Source organism: Pseudomonas sp. 31-12 (genome assembly GCF_003151075.1).
GTDB lineage: Bacteria > Pseudomonadota > Gammaproteobacteria > Pseudomonadales > Pseudomonadaceae > Aquipseudomonas.
The window spans coordinates 4,992,029-5,011,962 of record NZ_CP029482.1 but is presented as its reverse complement, the minus strand read 5'-3'; the positions used below and the strand labels follow the sequence as shown (position 1 = coordinate 5,011,962).

The following is a 19,934-nucleotide window of genomic DNA, read 5'->3' as shown; positions in this document are numbered from 1 at the left end:
CTCAGGCCTTGCCGCGTATCAAACGACGCAGCCTGAAACGGTTGGGATGACACGCCTCGGCCACGGCTCTGGGCAATGGCAGCGGTTCGTTGTCGAGCCAGGCTGCCAGCAACTCGCCTGACAACGGCGCGGTGATCAGTCCTCGCGAACCGTGGCCGCTGTTGACGTACAGACCGTCCAGCCATGGACAAGGGATGTCCGGCGTTTGCCGGGCGTCCTTGCTCAAGGCGATGTAGGCGTCGGCGAATGCCCGGCTGTCAGCCAAGGGGCCGACAATCGGCAGGTAATCAGGGCTGGTGCAGCGAAACGCCGCGCGACCTTCAAGTGCCTCGGGCCGCAAGGCGTCTGCGCCGAGTCGAGCGACCAGGTCCACCGAGATTTCTTCGAGCATCTGCAGGTTACCGGCATGCTCGGCCGCGGTGGGCGTCAGGTCGTCGTTGTTGAAATCGAAACTTGCGCCCAAGGTGTGCTCACCCAGACGGGCCGGCGCGACATACCCTTCGGCACACACCACGGTGCTCAGGCTCTGGCTTGCAGGAGTCTGCGGCAGGCGAGTGATCTGTCCGCGAATACGTTTGAGCGGCAGATCGCTGCTGAAGTCGAAACGCTTGATCTCGGCAGCGCCGGCCAGCACCACCACCGGTGCGTCGGCCAGCAACCGGTCGCCATCCCACGCTTGCCATTGACCCTCCACGCGACGCAGTTCCAGGACATCGTGATGGGTCAGGATGCGGATATTGGGATGCGCTGCTTGCCATGAGCACAGGGCTGGCGGATGCACCCAACCGCCTTCTGGGTAAAACAGGCCACCGAATTGCAGTGCGATACCGGCGCGAATCTCGGCGTGTTCCCGATCGAGGGTGTGCAGCAAGTCCTCGGGAAATGCCGCCGCCAGTTGTGCCTGACGTTCGGCTTCCTTGGCGTTGAAGGCCAGTTGCAGCACGCCGCAATCATTCCAGTCGACGCCGCGCTGCAAGTGCTCCAGCAGGCGTCGGGTGTGGCCGAAACCACTGACAATCAGCTGTGACAATGCAGTGCCATGGGCCGACAGCTTGAGGTACAACACGCCTTGCGGATTGCCCGAAGCTTCCTGCGCGATACCGTCTTGTCGTTCCAGCAGACTCACCTGCCAACCCCGCATGGCGAGACTGGCGGCCGTGGCGCAACCGGCCAGACCGGCGCCGATCACCAAGGCTCGACGCTCGCCAGAGAGCGGGGCCGGACGCGCAAACCAGGGTTTCGCCACGACAGGCGCAGGTGTTTCTTCAGGCCAGCCAAGAAACACGCCGCGCAGGATTTCCCATTTATGGCCGATGCCCGGCGTGCGCTTCATCTTGAAGCCCGCCGCGTTCAGCAGACGGCGTACCCAACCTGTGCTGGTGAAGGTGCTGATGGTCGAGCCGGGCGCCGCCAGCCGCGCCAGTTCGGCAAACAGTTCGGCGGTCCACATGTCGGGGTTTTTCGCCGGGGCGAAACCGTCGAGAAACCAAGCGTCAATCTGTGCGTCCAGTTGCGGCAGTTGTTCCAGCGCATCGCCGATCAACAAGGTCAGAGTGACGCGACCGTTGTCCAGAATCAGTCGCTGGAAGCCTTGATGGATCGCCACGTACTGCGCCAGCAATTGATCGGCAAACGGCTTGAGCTCCGGCCACAACGCCAAGGCTCGCTGCAAGTCTGGCTGGCTCAGCGGGTACTTTTCCACGCTGACAAAATGCAGCCGCGCACCGGCCACAGCGTGCTGTTCGAACAACTGCCAGGCGCAGAGGAAGTTGAGTCCGGTGCCAAAACCTGTTTCGCCAATGACCAGCCGACCGCCATCCGGCAACTCGGCAAAGCGTTCACGCAAACCGTTTTGTTCGAGGAATACGTAGCGGGTTTCTTCAAGGCCTGACTTGTCCGAAAAGTAGACGTCGTCGAACACTCGCGAATACGGGCGACCCTGGTCGTCCCAGTCGAGTTGGGCGTGAGGCAATACAGGTTTCATGGCAGGCTCGGCAACGGCAAGGCGGCCATTCTAGCTGATCGACGTGGCGATGCTTGCACGACCGCCGACTCGCAGAAAATCCTGTAGGGAACAGTGGTTGCGGTGAAGAAATGGATTCTCCCACGCAAAACAACTCAATCCGCTAGTCTTGCTCAATCTGGAAAGGGAGCCATTCATGTTCGAATCTGCTGAAATCGGTCACGCCATCGACAAAGAAACCTACGAAGCTGAAGAACCGGCGCTGCGTGAAGCGTTGCTCGAAGCGCAGTTCGAACTTCAGCAGCAAAAGCGCTTTCCGGTGATCATCCTGATCAACGGCATCGAAGGCGCCGGCAAGGGCGAGACGGTCAAGTTGCTCAACGAGTGGATGGACCCGCGCCTGATCGAGGTCCGCACCTTCGATCAGCAGACCGATGAAGAGCTGGCGCGACCCCCGGCCTGGCGGTACTGGCGGATGCTCCCGGCCAAGGGCCGCATGGGGATCTTCTTCGGCAACTGGTACAGCCAGATGCTCCAGGGCCGGGTCCATGGTCTGTTCAAGGACGCGGTGCTGGATCAGGCGATCAACCAGTCGGAGCGCTTTGAAAAAATGCTCTGCGACGAAGGCGCGCTGATTTTCAAATTCTGGTTTCACCTCTCCAAGAAACAAATGAAAGCGCGCCTCAAGGCACTCGCCGACGACCCCTTGCACAGCTGGCGCATCAGTCCGCTGGACTGGCAACAATCGCAGACCTACGACAAGTTCGTGAAGTACGGCGAGCGCGTATTGCGCCGTACCAGCCGTGACTACGCGCCCTGGCATGTGATTGAAGGCGTGGATGCGCATTACCGCAGTCTGGCGGTGGGCAAGATCCTGCTCGAAGGCCTGCAAAGTGCCTTGAAGCGATCCAGAATCCATCCCTCCAAGGTCAACGCTGCGCCGCTGCCGATCCATGTCGATCAGCTCAACCTGCTCGACAGCCTGGACCTGAGCCAGCGCCTGGAAAAGGACGATTACGAAGAACAACTGATTACCGAACAGGCGCGATTCTCGGGTTTGATGCGCGACAAACGCATGCGTCAACACGCCTTGATCGCGGTGTTTGAAGGCAATGATGCAGCGGGCAAGGGCGGTGCGATTCGGCGAGTTGCCGCGGCGCTCGATCCACGCCAATACGACATCGTGCCGATTGCCGCACCCACTGAGGAGGAACGGGCGCAGCCGTATTTGTGGCGCTTCTGGCGGCACATTCCGGCCAAGGGCAAGTTCACCGTATTCGACCGCTCGTGGTATGGCCGGGTATTGGTCGAGCGCGTTGAAGGCTTCTGTCCACCTGCGGACTGGCTGCGGGCCTACAGCGAGATCAACGATTTCGAAGAGCAGATTTCCGAATCGGGCGTCATCGTCGTCAAGTTCTGGCTGGCTATCGACAAGGAGACTCAGCTGGAGCGTTTCGAGGCGCGGGAAGACATTCCCTTCAAGCGTTTCAAAATCACCGAAGACGACTGGCGCAACCGGGATAAATGGGATGCCTACCGCGCGGCCGTCGGCGACATGGTGGACCGCACCAGCACCGAAATCTCGCCGTGGACCTTGGTCGAGGCCAATGACAAGCGCTGGGCCCGGGTCAAGGTCCTGCGCACCATCAACCAGGCGCTGGAAGAAGCGTTCGATAAATCAGACAAGCACGACAAGAAGGCCAAAAAACGCAAGTCGTGAGCCGATGGTTACGCATACGCGGGGTGAATGATTGTCGCGGTTGGTTATGAGGTGGACTTATGCTCGGTCCACTCTCAACCGACAACAACAATGAGGTATGCCATGCGTGAAGTGGTGATCGTCGATAGCGTGCGGACCGGCCTGGCCAAATCCTTTCGCGGCAAGTTCAACCAGACCCGTCCGGATGACATGGCGGCGCATTGTGTCGATGCCCTGTTGGCGCGAACCGGGATCGACCCGGCCAGCGTTGAGGATTGCATCGTCGGTGCGGGCTCCAACGAAGGCGCCCAGGGGTACAACATCGGTCGCAATGTCGCGGTGTTGTCGCGGCTGGGCATCGGCACTGCGGGCATGACCCTCAACCGTTTCTGCTCCTCGGGCTTGCAGGCCATCGCCATCGCCGCCAATCAGATCGCGTCGGGCTGCAGCGAAATCATCGTGGCCGGTGGCGTCGAATCCATCAGTCTGACCATGAAAAGCGTCAACACCGACAACTTGATCAACCCGCTATTGAAAGAGCAGATACCGGGCATCTATTTCCCCATGGGCCAGACCGCCGAAATCGTTGCGCGCCGATACGGAGTCAGCCGCGAAGAGCAGGATCTGTACGCGCTGCAAAGTCAGCAACGCACGGCCAAGGCTCAGACCGACGGTTTGTTCGATGATGAAATCGTGCCGATGGCGGTGAAGTACCGGGTTGAAGACAAGGCCACCGGTCAGATCCAGATCCTCGACGGGATCGTCGATCGCGACGACTGCAACCGCCCGGACACTACCCTGGAAAGCCTGGCCGGGTTGAAACCGGTGTTTGCCGAGGACGGTTCGGTGACGGCGGGCAACTCTTCGCAATTGTCCGATGGCGCTTCGATGACCCTGGTCATGAGCCTTGAAAAAGCCCTGGAACTGGGGCTCAAGCCCAAGGCGTTCTTCCGTGGTTTTGCGGTGGCAGGGTGCGCGCCGGACGAGATGGGCATCGGTCCGGTGTTCTCGGTGCCGAAATTGCTCAAGTCCAAGGGTCTGCAGGTGGCCGACATTGATCTGTGGGAACTCAACGAAGCGTTTGCTTCGCAGTGCCTGTACAGCCGCAACCGCCTGGAAATCGATAACGACAAGTACAACGTCAATGGCGGTTCGATTTCCATCGGCCACCCGTTCGGCATGACGGGTTCGCGTCAGGTCGGGCACATTGTGCGGGAGTTGCAGCGGCGTAATTTGCGGTATGGCGTGGTTACCATGTGCGTGGGTGGCGGGATGGGGGCTACCGGGTTGTTTGAGGCTGTGCGTTAAATGCCTCAGGATTTGTAGCGATTGTGAAATAGCCATCGCGGGCAAGCCCGCTCCCACAGTGATTGGCGGCGATTGCAAATGTTGCTTACGCCACAAAACCTGTGGGAGCGGGCTTGCCCGCGATGCAGACGCCTCGGTCTAACGTCTGGTGCCCAACCTCTGCATCCGCTCGATGTAGGCCTGAATCTCCCGCGCCACCACCTTCGGGTTCTCAAACGGTCCCTCCAGCGTGTTTTCCCGGGTGCTGAAATACAGTTCCCCATTCACCCGACACACCCGGTCGCAGCGAAAGTGCGTGGCGGGGGCGTTGTCTTGGGCGCGCATGCCGTACATGGCAATCTCCTGAAGGATGTTCCGGTTGGCGGATCCAATGAGCTTATGCATGAACCACTTGCGGTGCCTGACCAACTGATCGACGGCACTTCGCCAGATTAATGGTGCGACCTGCACAGTTTTATTCGCGGCCCGTCGCCAACTGTCCCTGTGTCGCACCCGGCTCTGCGCCTAGAATGGTGTTTCTTGCTATCTGGCTTTGGGGTTCGCATGCACATTTCATCCGGTCGCTGGGTTTACGGTCTGTTCCTGGCCTTGTTGACCGCGGTTCTGTGGGGAATCCTGCCGATCAAACTCAAACAAGTCCTGCTGGTGATGGACCCGGTGACGGTGACCTGGTTTCGCCTGACGGTGTCCGGTGGTTGCCTGTTCATTTATCTGGCAGCGACCAAACGCCTGCCCAGCCGCAAAGTCCTCGGCCCGCGCGGCGGCTGGCTGGTGTTGATGGCGGTGCTCGGCCTGGTTGGCAACTACGTGCTGTACCTGATGGGCTTGAACCTGCTTAGCCCCGGCACCGCGCAACTGGTGGTGCAGATGGGCCCGATCATGTTGCTGATCGCCAGTCTGTTTGTGTTCAAGGAACGGTTCAGTGTGGGGCAGGGGACTGGCCTGCTGGTGCTGCTGATCGGTTTCGCGCTGTTCTTTAATCAACGCCTGGCCGAGTTGTTAACCTCGTTGACCGATTACACCGCCGGCGTGTTGCTGGTGCTACTGGCGTCCACAGTCTGGACCTTCTATGCCTTGGGGCAGAAGCAATTGCTGACGGTGTGGAATTCGTTGCAGGTGATGATGGTGATCTACCTGTTCTGCGCCTTATTGCTGACGCCGTGGGTGCATCCGCTGGAGGCATTGCAATTGAGCCCGCTGCAAGGCTGGTTGCTGCTGGCGTGCTGCATGAACACCTTGATTGCCTACGGTGCATTTGCCGAAGCGCTGGCCCATTGGGAAGCTTCGCGGGTCAGTGCAACGCTGGCGATTACGCCGTTGGTGACGTTTGGCGCGGTGGCCGTGGCGGCGTGGGCATGGCCGGAATATGTGCATGCAGAGACGATCAATAGTCTGGGGTATGGCGGGGCGGTGTTGGTAGTGGTGGGGTCGGCGTTGGTGGCCCTTGGGCCGTCGTTGATTGCCGGGCTCAAGGCGCGGCGGATGAAGATGGCTGCCAGTTAAACCGTGTCATCGTTCATCGCAGGCAGGCCAGCTCCCACAGGTTTTGCACCGGTCACAATTTCCGTGAACGACACAAAACCTGTGGGAGCTGGCTTGCCTGCGATGGCGGACTAACAGTCACTACTGGATTCAGCCCTTGGCACCGGCCTCAAGCATATTCTCCGGCCTTACCCACGCATCAAACTCTTCATCCGTCAGATACCCCAACTGCAACGCTGCCTCACGCAAGGTCAGCCCTTCGCTGTAAGCCTTCTTGGCAATCTCCGCCGATTTGTCGTAGCCGATATGCGGATTCAGCGCCGTCACCAGCATCAACCCACGCTCCAGGTGCTCAGCCATTTTCGCTGCATCGGGTTCAAGCCCGGTGATGCAATGCTGCTGGAAGTTGCTGCAGCCATCGCCCAGCAGGCGGATCGATTGCAGCAGGTTGTGGATGATCACCGGTTTGAACACGTTCAGCTGCAAGTGCCCCTGACTCGCCGCAAAACCGATGGCAACGTCGTTGCCCAAGACCTGACATGCCAGCATCGACAGCGCTTCACACTGGGTCGGATTGACCTTGCCCGGCATGATCGAGCTGCCCGGCTCGTTGGCCGGCAGTTTCACTTCGGCAAAACCGGCGCGTGGCCCGGAACCCAGCAGGCGCAGGTCGTTAGCGATTTTCATCAGGGTCACGGCGAGGGTTTTCAGCGCACCCGAGAGGGTGGTCAGCGGCTCATGGCCGGCCAGTGCGGCGAACTTGTTCGGCGCGGTGACAAACGGCAGGCCGGAGAGGGCGGCCAGCTCTGCGGCGATCGCTTCACCAAAACCGTGGGGCGAATTCAGCCCGGTGCCGACGGCGGTGCCGCCCTGGGCCAGTTCACAGACTGCCGGCAGCGCACTGCGGATCGCCCGTTCGGCGTAATCCAGTTGCGCGATGAATGCCGATAGTTCCTGGCCGAAGGTGATCGGCGTGGCGTCCATCATGTGGGTGCGGCCGGTCTTGACCAGTTTCATGTGCCGCGCCGACAACTCGGCCAAGCCACCGGAGAGTTCACTGATCGCCGGCAGCAAATGCTGCTGCACCGCTTGGGCGGCGGCAATGTGCATGGCGGTCGGGAAGCAGTCGTTGGAGCTTTGGGAGCGGTTGACGTGATCGTTGGGGTGAACCGGGGTCTTGCCGCCGCGAGGATTACCGGCCAGTTCGTTGGCGCGACCAGCGATCACTTCGTTGACGTTCATGTTGCTCTGGGTGCCGCTGCCGGTCTGCCAGACCACCAGCGGGAACTGGTCGTCGTGGCTGCCGTCGAGCACTTCGTCGGCGGCCTGTTCGATCAGGCGGGCGATGTCGGCGGGCAGGTCGCCGTTGCGGTCATTGACCCGCGCCGCGGCTTTTTTGATCAGGGCCAGTGCGTGCAGCACGGCCAGCGGCATGCGTTCGTTGCCAATGGCGAAATTGATCAGCGAGCGTTGCGTCTGAGCGCCCCAGTAGGCCTCATCCGGGACTTCCACCTGGCCAAGGCTGTCGGTTTCGATACGGCTCATCTTGCACACTCCTGTAGGTCGATAGCGCAGTTTAGGCCGTGATCGCCGGCCGTGGTTCCATCAGTCTGGTTTTTGACCGTTCAACCCCTCTAATTCAGGCCCGACAAGGCTTGGGGTTGAGTGACACACTTTTTTAGGCGCAGAATGGACGCCCTTGGGGTTTTACCTCGCCTGCTAGAAAAGGAAACTCGATGACTCGTCTTCGTGCCATCTGTACCGCGGTTGCACTGGTTTGCGCCAGCGGCCCTGTTTTTGCCGATACCGCCAGCCACAACGCCAGTGCCGAAGCTTTCCTGACCCTGGCGCACGCTGACAAATTGGGCACTCCGGTGTACATGCAAGTGCAGCAAATGTTCGCTCAGCGTTTTGAACAGACCAAAGCCCCTGAATCGAAAAAAGCCTTGCTGGAAACTTACCAGGCCAAAGCCAATGCCGCGCTGGACCAAGCCATTGGCTGGAACAAGCTCAAGCCGGACATGGTCAAGCTCTACACCACCAACTTCAGCGAATCCGAGCTGAAAGACCTGGTTGCGTTCTACAAGTCGCCACTGGGCAAGAAAGTCCTGGAAAAAATGCCGCAGCTGACTCAGCAATCGGCCCAGATGACTCAAGCCAAACTGGAAAGCGCGGTGCCTGTGGTCAACAAACTGCTGGCTGACATGACTGCCGAGCTGGAGCCTAAGGGCGCCGCCGCTCCAGCCAAGAAAAAGCCTTAAGCGGAGTCGGGTATGACCATGCAACAACGCATCGAATCGACGCTGGGCCTGTTACAGCCCGAGCATCTGCAAGTGCTGGATGAAAGCCATATGCACAGTCGTGGGTTGCAAACCCATTACAAGGCCGTGGTGGTCAGCCAGCAGTTCGAAGGGCTCAACCGCGTCAAGCGTCACCAGAAAGTCTACGGCACGCTCGGCGAGCTGATGGGCGAGTTCCATGCGTTGGCGCTGCATACCTACACGCCTGAAGAATGGGCACAGATCGACGCGGCCCCGGCCTCACCGACCTGTGCTGGCGGCAGCAAGCATTGATGTGATGGGCTGAAGGACTGATGGGCTGTTGTGGCGAGGGAGCTTGCTCCCGCTGGACTGCGAAGCAGTCCCGGAGCCTGCAACAGCGTTCTGTCTGAAAGAGTGCAGTTGCCAGCATTACGACTGCTTCGCAGCCGAGCGGGAGCAAGCTCCCTCGCCACAAAGGCATCTCGCAGTCCTGAACCCACACCTTTTTTGCTAGAATCCGCAACGCGCCGCTCACCCGGCGCGTTTTTTTTGAATCCGGTTCACCCCTTACGAGGGTAGCCACCTGGAGAATCACCCATGACACAACAGATTGTCGTGGCGGCACTGTATAAGTTCGTCACTCTGGAAGATTACGTCGCCCTGCGTGAGCCATTGCTGCAAGCCATGGTCGACAACGGCATCAAAGGCACGCTGCTGATCGCCGAAGAAGGCATCAACGGCACTGTGTCCGGCAGCCGCGAAGGCATTGACGGGCTGATGGCCTGGCTCAAGAACGATCCGCGCATGGACGACATCGACCACAAAGAGTCGTACTGCGACGACCAGCCGTTCTACCGCACCAAGGTCAAACTCAAGAAAGAAATCGTCACCCTCGGCGTCGAAGGCGTGGACCCGAACAAAAAGGTCGGCACCTACGTCGATCCACAGAACTGGAATGCGCTGATCAGCGATCCTGAAGTGCTGTTGATCGACACCCGCAACGACTACGAGGTCTCGATCGGCACCTTCGAAGGCGCCATCGACCCGAAAACCACTAGTTTTCGCGAGTTCCCTGACTACATCAAAGCCCACTTCGACCCGGCCGTGCACAAGAAAGTCGCGATGTTCTGCACCGGCGGCATTCGTTGTGAGAAGGCTTCGAGCTACATGCTCAGCCAGGGTTTTGACGAGGTCTATCACCTCAAGGGCGGCATTCTGAAGTACCTCGAAGAGGTGCCGCAGGAAGAAACCAAGTGGCAGGGCGACTGCTTCGTGTTCGACAACCGCGTGACCGTGCGTCATGACCTCAGCGAAGGCGACTACGATCAATGTCATGCCTGTCGTACGCCGGTAAGCGTCGAAGACCGCGCGTCCGAGCATTACGTGGCTGGCATCAGTTGCCCGCATTGCTGGGATACGCTGAGCGAGAAGACCCGTCGCAGCGCCATTGATCGGCAGAAGCAGATCGAACTGGCCAAGGCGCGCAACCTGCCTCACCCGATCGGCTACAACTACAAGCAAACTCCCTCAGAGGCTTGAACCATGTCTGCCCAACGCCTGCTCTACGTGATGGACCCGATGTGTTCCTGGTGCTGGGGCTTTGCTCCCGTCGCCAACGCGTTGGTCGAGCAGGCGCAGGCGGCAGGGGTGGACGTGCATCTGGTGGTGGGCGGCTTGCGCACCGGCAGCGGCTCCGCCTTGGAGCCGACCACCCGGCGCTACATCCTTGAGCATTGGCAGGCCGTCACCCAAGCCACCGGCCAACCGTTCAAGACCGAAGGCGCGTTGCCTGACGGCTTTGTCTACGACACCGAGCCTGCCTGCCGGGCGCTGGTGACGGCGCGCAACCTGGCACCGGATTGCGCGTGGAAACTGCTCGGGTTGATTCAACACGCGTTCTACGCCGAAGGTCGAGACGTCACTCACGCCAGTGTCCTGGTTGAGTTGGCCGAGCAGGCCGGCCTGCCGCGCATCGAATTTGCGGCCGCGTTCGACCGTGCCGATCAGCACGCCGCCACCGCGGCTGATTTCACCTGGGTCCAGGACCTCGGCATTGCCGGCTTCCCTACGTTGCTGGCTGAACGTAACGGGCAACTGGCGCTGTTGACCAATGGCTATCAACCCTTGAGTGAATTGTCGCCATTGCTCGGCCGTTGGCTGGAGCGCGCGGCCTGTGCATGACCTGCCCGATGACACGCCCGCTCCCAAGCGTGTCGATCGGCTGAGTTGGGCTGAAATCCGGCGGCTTGCCCTTCACCATAAAAAATCCCTGTGGATCGCCAATGGCGTAGCGGTACTGGCCACTCTGTGCAGCGTGCCGATTCCTCTGCTGCTGCCATTGCTGGTGGACGAAGTGCTGTTGGGGCACGGCGATTCTGCGCTGAAAATCATGAACCACGCGTTGCCGCAAGGCTGGCAGAAAGCGGCAGGCTACATCGGCCTGATGCTGCTGGTGACTTTGTTGCTGCGCTGTGGCGCCTTGCTGTTCAACGTGGTGCAGGCGAAGTTGTTCGCGGCGCTGGCCAAAGACATCGTGTATCGCATCCGCATCCGGCTGATCGAACGGCTCAAGCGCATTTCCCTGGGCGAATACGAAAGCCTGGGCAGCGGCACGGTGACCACGCATCTGGTCACGGACCTGGACACGCTGGACAAGTTTGTCGGCGAGACCCTCAGCCGATTCCTGGTGGCGATGCTGACGCTGGTCGGTACCGCGAGCATTCTGATCTGGATGCACTGGAAGCTGGCATTGCTGATCATGTTGTTCAACCCGCTGGTGATCTACGCCACGGTGCAACTGGGCAAGCGGGTCAAGCACCTGAAGAAGCTCGAGAACGACAGCACCTCGCGGTTCACCCAGGCCCTGACCGAAACCCTCGACTCGATTCAGGAAGTGCGCGCCGGCAACCGTCAGGGCTTTTTCCTCGGGCGCCTGGGGCAGCGGGCCCGGGAAGTGCGCGATTATGCGGTGAACTCGCAGTGGAAGACCGATGCGTCGAACCGCGCCAGTGGTTTGCTGTTCCAGTTCGGCATCGATATTTTTCGTGCCGCGGCGATGCTCACCGTGTTGTTCTCCGACTTGTCCATCGGCCAGATGCTGGCGGTGTTCAGTTACCTGTGGTTCATGATCGGTCCGGTGGAGCAGCTGCTCAATTTGCAGTACGCCTATTACGCCGCCGGTGGTGCGCTGTCGCGAATCAACGAGCTGCTGGCCCGTGCCGATGAGCCGCAATACCCCGGCGGTGTCGATCCGTTTCAGGGACGGGACACCGTGGGCATCGAAGTCCAGGGCCTGAGTTTCGGATACGGCGATGAGTTGGTGTTGAACCAGATGGATCTGTCCATCGCCCCCGGTGAAAAAGTGGCAATCGTCGGTGCCAGCGGTGGCGGTAAAAGCACCTTGGTGCAGTTGCTGTTGGGGTTGTACACGCCCCTTGCCGGGACCATCCGCTTCGGTGGCTCGACCCAGCAAGAGATCGGCCTGGAGACCGTGCGCGAAAACGTCGCCGTGGTCCTGCAACACCCCGCGCTGTTCAACGACACTGTGCGCGCCAACCTGACGATGGGCCGTGTGCGCAGCGACGAAGCCTGCTGGCAGGCCCTGGAAATTGCCCAGCTGAACCAAACTGTTCGAGAGTTGCCTGATGGTCTGGACAGCATCGTCGGACGCTCTGGCGTGCGGTTGTCCGGTGGCCAGCGGCAACGGCTGGCGATTGCGCGAATGGTGCTGGCCGAACCCAAGGTCGTGATCCTCGATGAGGCCACCTCGGCGCTGGACGCGGCCACCGAATACAACCTGCACCAGGCGCTGGCGCGGTTCCTGAGCAACCGCACCACGCTGATCATTGCGCATCGGTTGTCGGCGGTTAAACAGGCCGATCGGGTGCTGGTGTTCGACGGCGGGCAAATTGCCGAGGATGGCGACCATCAGCAGCTGATTGCCGAAGGTGGTTTATACGCCAAGCTTTATGGCCATTTGCAGCAGCATTAGTGACAGTTCGCGCCAGGTTGACGGCAAGAGTACGCAAAATATGGCCACTGGCTTGCCGGGATCGAATACGCACCCTAGTCTAGCTGTAGCGATCACGTTGGATGATGATCTGGCAGTGCTAATGCAAGGGACCTCATGAAGCAAAAGCGGACTCTCGGAACCCCCAGGTTGTTGGGCATCGTCTGGCCATTTATTGCCGTAGTGCTATTTCAAGCGCTGTTGGGCGGGGTCAGTCTCTATGTGCTTTCGGCAGTCCGCGGCTATGTGGCCGGGGAGAGCCTGTGGTCGAAGGGCCAGAAAGACGCCATCTATTACCTCAATCTCTACGCGGACAGTCGCGATGGGGCCATTTTCCTCAAGTACCAGAACGCCATTGCCGTACCGCAGGGTGGCCACGAGTTGCGCGTGGCGCTGGATCACCAGCCACCGAATATCGAAGCCGCACGGGTGGCGATTCTCAAGGGTGGCAATCACCCCGACGACGTCTCCAGCGTAATCTGGCTGTACCTCAATTTCAGGCATTTCAGTTACCTGGAAAAAGCCATCGACCGCTGGACGGTGGGTGACGCGTACCTGGTGCAACTCGATGACGTCGCGCAAGAGATGCACCAGCGCATTACCGAAAATCAGGCGTCGGACGCCGACATCAAGCGCTGGAAGGAGCAGATATTTGCGATCAACGATGGTGTGACGCCTGCCGCCAAAGCCTTCAGCGATGCCTTGGGCGAGGGCTCGCGCTTGATTCTGCGCCTGCTGCTGGTGACGAACCTGGCCACGGCCCTGGGCCTGATTGCATTGGCCTTGATGCGCACACACAAGCTTCTCAAGCAGCGCCATGCCTTTGCCGAGGCCTTGCAGCTGGAGAAAGACCGGGCGCAGATCACCCTGCAATCGATTGGTGACGGGGTGATCACCACGGATGTCGACGGTGCAATCGCCTATATGAACCCGGCGGCCGAAGCGTTGACCCACTGGAAAGGCGAGCAGGCCATCGGCTTGCCGCTGGCGGCCTTGTTCAATCTGCTGGATGACAACGCTCAGGCCGATGGTTTTACCTTGATCGAGCACATCTTGAGCGGTCAGCTCAGCGGCGGCAGCGAGCATTCCAAGCTGATCCAGCGCCTGGATGGCAGCACCGTCTCGGTCACCCTGGTCGGGGCGCCAATCCGCAACGCCGACAAGGTCAGTGGCGCGGTGCTGGTGTTGCATGACATGACTCAGGAGCGGCAGTACATCGCCAACCTGTCCTGGCAGGCGACCCATGACGCCTTGACCGGGCTGGCCAATCGTCGCGAGTTCGAATATCGCCTGGAGCAGGCGCTGCACAACCTGACGCGATACGCCGGGCGCCACGCCTTGATGTTCCTCGATCTGGACCAGTTCAAACTGGTCAACGACACCTGTGGCCATGCGGCGGGTGACGAACTGCTGCGGCATATCTGCGCGCTGTTGCAATCGGGCCTGCGCGAAGGCGACACCCTGGCCCGGCTGGGCGGTGACGAGTTCGGGATTCTGCTGGAAAACTGTCCGCCGGACGTCGCCGAGAAAATTGCCGAGAGCCTGCGCCATACCGTGCAAAACCTGCACTTTGTCTGGAAAGGCCGGCCTTTCGTCACCACGGTGAGCATCGGGATGGTGCATATCGCGCAAACCCCGACCACCCTCGAAGCTTCGCTGCGTGCTGCCGATATGGCCTGTTACATGGCCAAGGAAAAGGGCCGTAACCGGGTTCAGGTGTACAACGCCGATGATTCGGAACTGTCCCTGCGTTTCGGTGAGATGGCGTGGGTACAGCGCCTGCACATGGCGCTGGAGGAAGACCGCTTTTGCCTCTACTCCCAGGAAATTGCTCCCCTTGGCCATACTGAACGCGGCGGCGGACATATAGAAATCCTGTTGCGTCTACATGATGAAGCCGGGCGCATGATATTGCCCGACAGTTTTATTCCGGCTGCCGAACGTTATGGCCTGATGACCGCACTTGATCGTTGGGTAGTGCAGAACGTCTTCAAGATCATTGCTCAATGTATAGCCGAAGAGCGCGAAGGTCCTTTGGCCATGTGTGCGATTAATCTGTCAGGCACTACTATAGGAGATGACGCGTTTCTGGACTTCCTGAGGGAACAGTTTGTTACTTGGTCCATTCCACCTGAAATGATTTGTTTTGAAATTACAGAAACCAGCGCAATTTCAAATTTGGGAAGTGCAATTAGATTTATCAATGAACTCAAAGGTTTAGGTTGCCACTTTTCATTGGATGACTTCTGCGCCGGGATGTCCTCGTTCGCCTACTTGAAACATTTACCTGTAGACTTCTTGAAGATCGATGGAAGTTTCGTAAAGGATATGCTGGACGACCCGATTAACCGCGCCATGGTAGAAGTGATCAATCACATCGGCCATGTCATGGGTAAGCGCACGATTGCCGAGTTTGTAGAAACACCCCAGATCGAGCAGGCATTGCTGGAGATCGGGGTCGATTTCGCTCAAGGGTATGTCATTGAACGCCCGCATCTGTTTACCTGCGATAGTTTGCAAAGTCGTCCTGCCAGGCCTCAACCTTTGTTATTCAAGGCGCCTGGCACGTTCCGTTGAAATCTCTTGCTGATCCTAACAATCACAATCAAAAGGAGCCCGACAGTGATCGACACATTCAACCGAACCGGACCACTCATGGAAGCCGCAAGTTACCCGGTATGGGCACAACAGCTCATCAAGGATTGCAGCGAGAGTAAGCGCCGGGTTGTCGAACACGAACTGTATCAGCGCATGCGAGACAATAAACTCAGCGCAAAAACCATGCGTCAGTACCTTATTGGTGGCTGGCCGGTCGTTGAACAGTTCGCGTTATACATGGCACAAAACCTGACCAAGACTCGTTTTGCTCGCCACCCAGGTGAAGACATGGCGCGTCGTTGGTTGATGCGCAATATTCGTGTCGAACTGAACCATGCCGATTACTGGGTAAACTGGAGTCGAGCCCATGGTGTCAGCCTGGAAGATCTGCAAGCGCAACACGTTGCTCCCGAATTGCACGCGTTGAGCCACTGGTGCTGGCACACCAGTTCGGCGGATTCGTTGATCGTCGCTATCGCCGCAACCAACTACGCCATTGAAGGCGCGACCGGGGAGTGGTCGGCGCTGGTCTGTTCCAATGGTGTCTACGCGGCAGCGTTCCCGGAGGAAGAGCGCAAGCGGGCCATGAAATGGTTGAAGATGCATGCCCAGTACGACGATGCCCATCCCTGGGAAGCGCTGGAAATCATCTGCACGCTGGCGGGCATGAACCCGAGCAAATCCCTGCAAGTGGAATTGCGCGAGGCTGTGTGCAAGAGCTACGACTACATGCACCTGTTTCTGGAGCGTTGTATGCAGTTGGAGCACTCGGAAAAGGCTCCGGTCGCGCGTGAGCGCATGGCATTGGCCGAAAGCTGATCCATAGGCAATTCCAGCCAAAAAAATGTGGGAGCGGGCTTGCTCGCGAATGCGGATTGTCAGTCAACATCATCGTTGAATGTCAGTCAGTATTCGCGAGCAAGCCCGCTCCCACATTGGTTATGTGGCGCAGCTAAAAGTTTTAACCCGCCATGGCCAGCCGGTTACGCCCTTCGCGCTTGGCGACATACAGCGCGCTATCGGCCCTGCGCAACAAGCTCTCGGCAGACTCACCGGGCAGCAGGGTCGAACAACCCAGGCTGACCGTCAGCTCGACCATATTGCCGTCGGCCTTGTAATTCTGCGCCTGCGCCGCAAACCGCAGTCGTTCACCGACCATGGCAGCGGCTTCCCGGCTGGTGTTGGACAGCAGGATCAGAAACTCCTCGCCGCCAAACCGGAACACCATGTCCACATTGCGCAGCTGGTTCTTGATCGCGGCGGCGACAGCCTTGAGTACGTCATCGCCCGCACTGTGACCGTAGTTATCGTTAACGTTCTTGAAGTGATCGATGTCCAGCATCAGCAGCGACAACGGCATCAAGTGACGTCGCGACATCTCGATTTCACGCTGCAAGGTCTGATCCATGGCGATGCGATTGCCGGTGTCGGTCAAGGGGTCGCGCAATGCACTTTGCGTCGCGGCCCGGTAGAGCAGGGCGTTACGCATCGGGAACAGCAGAGTGGACAGCAACGATTCCAGGTTGCCCTGTTCGTACTCGCTGAATCGCTGATTACGGCGGAACACCAGTTCGCCGAGGTTCTCGCCTTCATGACTGAGGCTATAGCTGACGGAATGATGGCCGCGCTGGCCGAGCTCCAGACGCAAATCGCTGGCCGGGTGCTGATAAGTCAGCGCATCCAGCGGCACCAGGCGCTGAATTTCTCGGAAGAAAAGTCCGAGAATGCGTTGTGGTTCAAGACTGGTTTGCAGCTGTTGGCCAAGTTGCTGGCGCAATTGTGCAAGGCTGAATGGCCGCTCCAGAATGGGAGGTTGCTGACCAAAGCCCAGGCGTTGCAATTTGGCGCTGTCGAAGTCAATTGCGTTGGTCTGGGATGGTGATTTCATATGGCGTGAGCCCCTAAGCAGTAAGGCTGTCTTACAGGCTGGGTGAGAGCGGCTTTGGGCTGCGCGCCATACTGGTCCATCAGTCCCGTAGGACATTTGGCGCAAGTTTAGTCCGCTTTGCCGAATATTAGTAACCTATCGACTGAGGTGTCTGCCCGATTGCTTTCACACGGCGTGTCTGAGCAAATTTAGAGCGAAAGTCATGCCAATGAGTTCCTTTAAATAATAAACGTTCAAAATCAATATCTTGGGAGATCTAAACGAGTTTTTTGAATTGGCAAGCGACGGTGATTTGACTAAGGTCGCTGTATTTGCGAGGCGCTTTAAGTGCCGCGCCGGGAATTCGGCACGACACGAAAAGCGACATGCGGTTGTTATTGGGCGTTGAAAGCCTGGCCGTTGATGCCGGTGCTGTCCGGACCCATCAAATAGAGGTAGACCGGCATGATCTCCTCGGGCGTCGGATTGTTCAGCGGATTTTCGCCTGGGTAAGCCTGGGCACGCATGCTGGTGCGGGTGGCGCCCGGGTTGATGCTGTTGGACCGCACCGGCGCGACGGTGTCGACTTCGTCGGCCAGGGTTTGCATCAGGCCTTCGGTGGCGAACTTGGACACCCCATAAGCGCCCCAGTACGCGCGGCCCTTGCGACCGACGCTGCTGGAGGTGAACACCACCGAAGCGTCCTGGGACAGCTTCAGCAGCGGGAGCAGGGTGCTGGTGAGCATGAACATGGCGTTGACGTTGACTTGCATGACGCGCATGAAGTTTTCGCCGGACAGTTGCTCGATCGGTGTACGCGGTCCAATGATCGATGCGTTGTGCAGCAAACCGTCGAGGTGGCCGAACTCGGTTTCGATCATCGCGGCCAACTCGTCGTACTGGTGAGGCAGCGCGGTTTCCAGGTTGAACGGGATCACGGCGGGTTGCGGGTGCCCGGCGGCTTCGATTTCGTCATAGACCTGAGTCAGGTTGGCTTCGGTCTTGCCCAGCAGCAGTACGGTTGCACCATAGGCGGCGTAGGTTTTCGCCGCCGCAGCGCCAATGCCGCGCCCTGCGCCGGTGACCAGGATGACCCGGTCCTTGAGCAATTCAGGGCGGGCGGAATAATCAAACATAAGAAACCTCACAACAATTCAACAATAAGGCGGAGACCGAACCTGTGGCGAGGGAGCTTGCTCCCGCTCGACTGCGAAGCAGTCGTAATTTCAGCAGATACGGTGTGCCTGACAGAATGCGGTTGTAGGTGGAGGGGGCGCTTCGCACCCCAGCGGGAGCAAGCTCCCTCGCCACTAAATCTGCGGTACTCAGCAGCTACAGAGGGCGCTATCCAACACCTTGCGCAACTCCAGCGGATGATCAACCACCACATCCGCCCCCCAGTGCCGAGGGTTGTCGTCCGGGTGAATGTACCCGTAGGTCACGGCAGCCGTTTTGGTGCCGGCATCGCGGCCAGACTCGATATCGCGCAGATCATCGCCCACAAACAGCACGCTGGCCGGGTCCAGCTCGAGCATCTTGCACGCCAGTATCAACGGCTCCGGGTCCGGCTTGCTGTTCTTTACATGATCCGGGCAGATCAGCAGCGCCGAGCGCTCAGCCAACCCCAGCCGTTGCATGATCGGCTCGGCGAAGCGCACAGGTTTGTTGGTCACCACACCCCAGATGAGGTTGGCCTTCTCGATGTCGGCCAGCAATTCGCCCATGCCGTCGAACAGTTTGCTGTGGACCGCGCAATCCTTGAGATAACGCTCAAGGAACTCCAGGCGCAGCTCTTCAAAGCCCGGGGATTCCGGGTCCATGGAGAAGGTCACGGCGACCATCGCCTTGGCGCCGCCGGAAATCTCGTCGCGGATGTGTTTGTCATTAACCGGCGGCAAGCCGCGATCAGCGCGCATCGCCTGACAGATGGCAATGAAGTCCGGCGCTGTGTCGAGCAGGGTGCCGTCCATGTCGAAAAGGACTGCTCTGATACGCATCGGCTTACTCCTCGCGCAGGGTCTGGATCATGTAATTGACGTCGACATCGGCCGCCAGTTTGTAGTGCTTGGTCAGCGGGTTGTACGTCAACCCGATGATGTCCTTGACGGTCAGGCCAGCCATGCGGCTCCAGGCGCCCAGCTCGGAAGGGCGGATGAATTTCTTGAAGTCGTGGGTGCCGCGCGGCAGTAGCTTCATGATGTATTCGGCGCCGACGATGGCGAACAAGTACGCCTTCGGATTGCGGTTGATGGTGGAGAAGAACACCTGGCCGCCCGGTTTGACCATTTTGAAGCAGGCGCGGATCACCGAGGATGGATCCGGCACGTGCTCCAGCATTTCCAGGCAGGTGACCACGTCGAACTGCTCGGGCATTTCTTCGGCCAGCGCTTCGGCGGTGATCTGCCGGTATTCGACGCTCACGCCGGATTCCAGCTGATGCAATTGCGCGACCGCCAGCGGCGCTTCGCCCATGTCGATACCCATGACGGTAGCGCCGCGCTGGGCCATGGCTTCGCTGAGGATGCCGCCACCGCAGCCCACATCGAGGACTTTCTTGCCGGCCAGATTGACCCGTTCGTCAATCCAGTTGACCCGCAGCGGGTTGATGTCGTGCAGCGGTTTGAACTCGCTTTCGCGGTCCCACCAACGATGGGCCAGGGCTTCGAATTTGGCGATTTCGGCGTAGTCGACGTTACTCATGGTTTAAGTCCTCTAAAACTTGAAAAATCCTGTTGCCCCGATGTTCA

General features: G+C 59.3%; 17 protein-coding genes. 10 read left to right on the top strand and 7 right to left on the bottom strand.

The window, feature by feature from the left end; all coding sequences use genetic code 11:
- Position 1 precedes the first annotated feature (1 nt).
- The gene (gene mnmC, locus DJ564_RS23625) at positions 2–1,984 is read right to left on the bottom strand and encodes a bifunctional tRNA (5-methylaminomethyl-2-thiouridine)(34)-methyltransferase MnmD/FAD-dependent 5-carboxymethylaminomethyl-2-thiouridine(34) oxidoreductase MnmC (protein WP_109633762.1); all 1,983 of its coding nucleotides are present in this window, start codon (positions 1,982–1,984) and stop codon (positions 2–4) included.
- A 175-nt stretch (positions 1,985–2,159) separates the two neighbouring features.
- Here mnmC and pap point away from each other — a divergent pair, with 175 nt between their 5' ends.
- The gene (gene pap / locus DJ564_RS23620; protein ID WP_109633760.1) at positions 2,160–3,683 is read left to right on the top strand and encodes a polyphosphate:AMP phosphotransferase; all 1,524 of its coding nucleotides are present in this window, start codon (positions 2,160–2,162) and stop codon (positions 3,681–3,683) included.
- Between the two features lie 102 nt (positions 3,684–3,785).
- Positions 3,786–4,970 (top strand): thiolase family protein, encoded by a 1,185-nt coding sequence (locus tag DJ564_RS23615; RefSeq protein ID WP_109633758.1) that lies wholly within the window; start codon positions 3,786–3,788, stop codon positions 4,968–4,970.
- Between the two features lie 138 nt (positions 4,971–5,108).
- On the opposite strand, the gene DJ564_RS23610 is transcribed toward DJ564_RS23615, so the two are convergent.
- Positions 5,109–5,303, bottom strand: coding sequence for a DUF6316 family protein (locus tag DJ564_RS23610; RefSeq protein WP_109636176.1), 195 nt, complete (start codon positions 5,301–5,303; stop codon positions 5,109–5,111).
- A 210-nt stretch (positions 5,304–5,513) separates the two neighbouring features.
- Here DJ564_RS23610 and DJ564_RS23605 point away from each other — a divergent pair, with 210 nt between their 5' ends.
- Positions 5,514–6,473 carry a DMT family transporter gene (locus tag DJ564_RS23605; protein ID WP_109633756.1) on the top strand — a complete coding sequence of 320 codons (960 nt, stop codon included), beginning with the start codon at positions 5,514–5,516 and terminating at the stop codon, positions 6,471–6,473.
- A gap of 129 nt (positions 6,474–6,602) precedes the next feature.
- Here the strand turns inward: DJ564_RS23605 and DJ564_RS23600 are convergent, their stop codons facing one another.
- Entirely contained in the window at positions 6,603–7,997 is a 1,395-nt protein-coding gene (locus DJ564_RS23600; protein ID WP_109633754.1) for a class II fumarate hydratase, read from the bottom strand.
- A gap of 191 nt (positions 7,998–8,188) precedes the next feature.
- Here DJ564_RS23600 and DJ564_RS23595 point away from each other — a divergent pair, with 191 nt between their 5' ends.
- The 7 genes from DJ564_RS23595 to DJ564_RS23565 all read left to right on the top strand — a co-directional run bounded on the left by DJ564_RS23595 (position 8,189) and on the right by DJ564_RS23565 (position 16,139).
- Positions 8,189–8,713 (top strand): DUF2059 domain-containing protein, encoded by a 525-nt coding sequence (locus DJ564_RS23595; protein WP_109633752.1) that lies wholly within the window; start codon positions 8,189–8,191, stop codon positions 8,711–8,713.
- Positions 8,714–8,725: 12 nt separating this feature from the next.
- Positions 8,726–9,025 (top strand): BolA family transcriptional regulator, encoded by a 300-nt coding sequence (locus DJ564_RS23590; protein WP_017340055.1) that lies wholly within the window; start codon positions 8,726–8,728, stop codon positions 9,023–9,025.
- A 285-nt stretch (positions 9,026–9,310) separates the two neighbouring features.
- Positions 9,311–10,252: a rhodanese-related sulfurtransferase gene (locus DJ564_RS23585; protein ID WP_109633750.1), complete on the top strand. Its 942-nt coding sequence runs from the start codon at positions 9,311–9,313 to the stop codon at positions 10,250–10,252.
- 39 nt (positions 10,253–10,291) lie between these two features.
- Complete coding sequence (locus tag DJ564_RS23580) at positions 10,292–10,894, top strand: DsbA family protein (RefSeq protein WP_178082354.1); 603 nt, start codon at positions 10,292–10,294, stop codon at positions 10,892–10,894.
- Entirely contained in the window at positions 10,887–12,704 is a 1,818-nt protein-coding gene (locus DJ564_RS23575; RefSeq protein ID WP_109633747.1) for an ABC transporter ATP-binding protein, read from the top strand. Before DJ564_RS23580 ends, DJ564_RS23575 begins: the two co-directional genes overlap by 8 nt.
- A gap of 135 nt (positions 12,705–12,839) precedes the next feature.
- Complete coding sequence (locus tag DJ564_RS23570) at positions 12,840–15,299, top strand: EAL domain-containing protein (protein ID WP_109633746.1); 2,460 nt, start codon at positions 12,840–12,842, stop codon at positions 15,297–15,299.
- A 78-nt stretch (positions 15,300–15,377) separates the two neighbouring features.
- Positions 15,378–16,139: a TenA family transcriptional regulator gene (locus DJ564_RS23565; RefSeq protein ID WP_371921988.1), complete on the top strand. Its 762-nt coding sequence runs from the start codon at positions 15,378–15,380 to the stop codon at positions 16,137–16,139.
- A 142-nt stretch (positions 16,140–16,281) separates the two neighbouring features.
- On the opposite strand, the gene DJ564_RS23560 is transcribed toward DJ564_RS23565, so the two are convergent.
- The 4 genes from DJ564_RS23560 to ubiG all read right to left on the bottom strand — a co-directional run bounded on the left by DJ564_RS23560 (position 16,282) and on the right by ubiG (position 19,887).
- Positions 16,282–17,208 (bottom strand): GGDEF domain-containing protein, encoded by a 927-nt coding sequence (locus DJ564_RS23560; RefSeq protein WP_109633743.1) that lies wholly within the window; start codon positions 17,206–17,208, stop codon positions 16,282–16,284.
- A gap of 374 nt (positions 17,209–17,582) precedes the next feature.
- Positions 17,583–18,323, bottom strand: a complete 741-nt coding sequence (locus tag DJ564_RS23555; protein WP_109633741.1) for a YciK family oxidoreductase — start codon at positions 18,321–18,323, stop codon at positions 17,583–17,585.
- A gap of 189 nt (positions 18,324–18,512) precedes the next feature.
- A complete protein-coding gene (mupP, locus tag DJ564_RS23550; RefSeq protein ID WP_109633739.1) occupies positions 18,513–19,184 on the bottom strand; it encodes an N-acetylmuramic acid 6-phosphate phosphatase MupP in 672 nt (223 codons plus the stop codon).
- A gap of 4 nt (positions 19,185–19,188) precedes the next feature.
- Positions 19,189–19,887 carry a bifunctional 2-polyprenyl-6-hydroxyphenol methylase/3-demethylubiquinol 3-O-methyltransferase UbiG gene (gene ubiG, locus DJ564_RS23545; RefSeq protein ID WP_109633737.1) on the bottom strand — a complete coding sequence of 233 codons (699 nt, stop codon included), beginning with the start codon at positions 19,885–19,887 and terminating at the stop codon, positions 19,189–19,191.
- Positions 19,888–19,934 lie beyond the last annotated feature (47 nt).

Coding starts and splice junctions, on each gene's coding strand:
- mnmC (WP_109633762.1), bottom strand. CDS start 1,984: ATGAAACCTGTATTGCCTCACGCCCAACTCGACTGGGACGACCAGGGT.
- pap (WP_109633760.1), top strand. CDS start 2,160: ATGTTCGAATCTGCTGAAATCGGTCACGCCATCGACAAAGAAACCTAC.
- DJ564_RS23615 (WP_109633758.1), top strand. CDS start 3,786: ATGCGTGAAGTGGTGATCGTCGATAGCGTGCGGACCGGCCTGGCCAAA.
- DJ564_RS23610 (WP_109636176.1), bottom strand. CDS start 5,303: ATGTACGGCATGCGCGCCCAAGACAACGCCCCCGCCACGCACTTTCGC.
- DJ564_RS23605 (WP_109633756.1), top strand. CDS start 5,514: ATGCACATTTCATCCGGTCGCTGGGTTTACGGTCTGTTCCTGGCCTTG.
- DJ564_RS23600 (WP_109633754.1), bottom strand. CDS start 7,997: ATGAGCCGTATCGAAACCGACAGCCTTGGCCAGGTGGAAGTCCCGGAT.
- DJ564_RS23595 (WP_109633752.1), top strand. CDS start 8,189: ATGACTCGTCTTCGTGCCATCTGTACCGCGGTTGCACTGGTTTGCGCC.
- DJ564_RS23590 (WP_017340055.1), top strand. CDS start 8,726: ATGACCATGCAACAACGCATCGAATCGACGCTGGGCCTGTTACAGCCC.
- DJ564_RS23585 (WP_109633750.1), top strand. CDS start 9,311: ATGACACAACAGATTGTCGTGGCGGCACTGTATAAGTTCGTCACTCTG.
- DJ564_RS23580 (WP_178082354.1), top strand. CDS start 10,292: ATGTGTTCCTGGTGCTGGGGCTTTGCTCCCGTCGCCAACGCGTTGGTC.
- DJ564_RS23570 (WP_109633746.1), top strand. CDS start 12,840: ATGAAGCAAAAGCGGACTCTCGGAACCCCCAGGTTGTTGGGCATCGTC.
- DJ564_RS23565 (WP_371921988.1), top strand. CDS start 15,378: ATGGAAGCCGCAAGTTACCCGGTATGGGCACAACAGCTCATCAAGGAT.
- DJ564_RS23560 (WP_109633743.1), bottom strand. CDS start 17,208: ATGAAATCACCATCCCAGACCAACGCAATTGACTTCGACAGCGCCAAA.
- DJ564_RS23555 (WP_109633741.1), bottom strand. CDS start 18,323: ATGTTTGATTATTCCGCCCGCCCTGAATTGCTCAAGGACCGGGTCATC.
- mupP (WP_109633739.1), bottom strand. CDS start 19,184: ATGCGTATCAGAGCAGTCCTTTTCGACATGGACGGCACCCTGCTCGAC.
- ubiG (WP_109633737.1), bottom strand. CDS start 19,887: ATGAGTAACGTCGACTACGCCGAAATCGCCAAATTCGAAGCCCTGGCC.